The sequence below is a fragment of the Sulfitobacter sp. 1A12779 genome, assembly GCF_043557315.1.
GTDB classification, from domain to species: Bacteria; Pseudomonadota; Alphaproteobacteria; order Rhodobacterales; family Rhodobacteraceae; genus Sulfitobacter; species Sulfitobacter faviae.
The window spans coordinates 1-1790 of record NZ_JBIFFU010000070.1 but is presented as its reverse complement, the minus strand read 5'-3'; the positions used below and the strand labels follow the sequence as shown (position 1 = coordinate 1790).

Annotated in this window: 1 protein-coding gene; it reads right to left on the bottom strand. The window is 57.9% G+C overall.

The features are described from left to right. Window positions 1–33: 33 nt before the first annotated feature. The coding region (locus ACGYLQ_RS20760; RefSeq protein ID WP_394444674.1) for a Tn3 family transposase at window positions 34–1790 on the bottom strand (1757 nt) is incomplete at its 5' end.

Sequence of the window (1790 nt, the reverse complement as noted above, 5' to 3'; positions counted from 1 at the left end):
GGGGTCGAGTGGGGCTGAGTGCAGAAAACCCCTTTAAGGATTTTGCGCTTCTATTTTCCGCCAACGATATTCGCCTGTTAGGATGATATGGGCCCACCCAAGCGGCGATATGTGGGCGAGGAGTTCGGGTGGGCAATCCAATCCTGCCCGCTGTCGCCTTGCCACAGCGTTTCCGAGCTGTTTGGAATTCCAATAAATGATGATGGCGGTCAGCAGATTGAGGCCAGCGATGCGGAAGTGTTGTCCTTCCGTGGTACGGTCGCGGATTTCTCCCTGACGCCCGATCCGAAGAGCACCTTTCAGGGCGTGATGTGCCTCTCCCTTGTTCAAGCCGATATGGGCGCGGCGCTGCATGTCGGTGTCGAGCAGCCATTCGATGATGAACAATGTGCGTTCGACCCGGCCGATCTCCCGCAAGGCCAACGCCAGATCATGTTGCCTCGGGCGCGCGGCCAATTTCTTGAGGAGGTGACTTGGCTGCATCCGGCCCGACAGCATTGTTGCGATACAGCGCAAAACATCCGGCCAGTTTTCGACGATCTTCGCTTCCCGAATTTTGTCCCCGGTTAACCCTTTCAGCTCTTTGGGAACAGCGCGGAGGTCAAACACATGCAACCTCTTGGAGGACAGGTCGCGAATGCGGGGATGGAAGTGGTACCCGAGCAGGGACGTGGCGGCGAAGACGAGATCGGTGAAGCCGCCGGTGTCGGCATACTGCTCTTTTATCTTCCGTCCCGCCTCGTTCATCAGCAAGCCGTCGAGGATATAAGGTGCCTCGCTCACCGTGGCGGGAATGACCTGAGTGGCGAATGGCGCATACTGGTCAGAGACGTGGGTGTAGGCCTTTATGCCCGGCTCGTTGCCGTATTTTGCGTTGATGAGGTTCATTGCCTCGCCCTGCCGCGTCGTTGGGAAAAACTGCCCATCACTGGAAGCCGTTTTCCCTACACCCCAGAATTTGGTCATTGGCAGGTGGGTCTGCGCATCAATCACCATGGCCAGGGCGCGGGCCATTCCCTCGCTTTCGACATGCCACCGTGACAAACGGGAAAGCTGTATGAAGTCATGAGTGTTGGTGGCATTTGCCATTTTGCTCAGGCCTAGATTGAGACCCTCCGCCAGGAGCACGTTCAGCAAGCCAATCTTGTCACGGCATGGGGCACCGGTGTGCAGATGCGTGAAGGCTTCGGTGAAGCCGGTGTCTTTGTCGACCTCTGTGAGAATATCGGTGATCCGCGTCTCCGGCAGACGACGGTAAAGATCGAGGACGAGATCACCGGCCTCCTCCGGCACATCGGCGTCAAGACGGCTCACGCGCAAAACGCCGTCTTCAATGACTCCACTCGGCAAGGTTTTGGAGCGCACCGCCTTGGCCAGCCGTTTCAGCCCCTCTTCCAAGCGGCGCTTTCGATCAGCCATCCAGATCTCTGGTTCCAGTGGCATTGAAAGCCCCATGGCGCGGGCGGCATCGATGGACACAAGGGCTTGCTTCATGTCGGCATGACGCCGCGAATGCGGAAGCCAGATATCGCCAGAACGGAACGCATCGCGCAGGTGGCACAGGACGGCGACAACCCACAGCCGCTCTTGATCAATATCGGGCGCGCGGAATTGCGGTCGCCATTTCGAACGTGGTTGTAAAAAGGTCAGCGATGTGGCCGGGATATCCTGTTTGTCACGGATAATCTGCGCTGCCGTGATCAATGGCTGGGCCACACTGGCGCATGTCATATCCAGAGCATTCAACATGCGCCGAGCATAGCGTTTGAACCGGTGGAAGCCCTTGGACA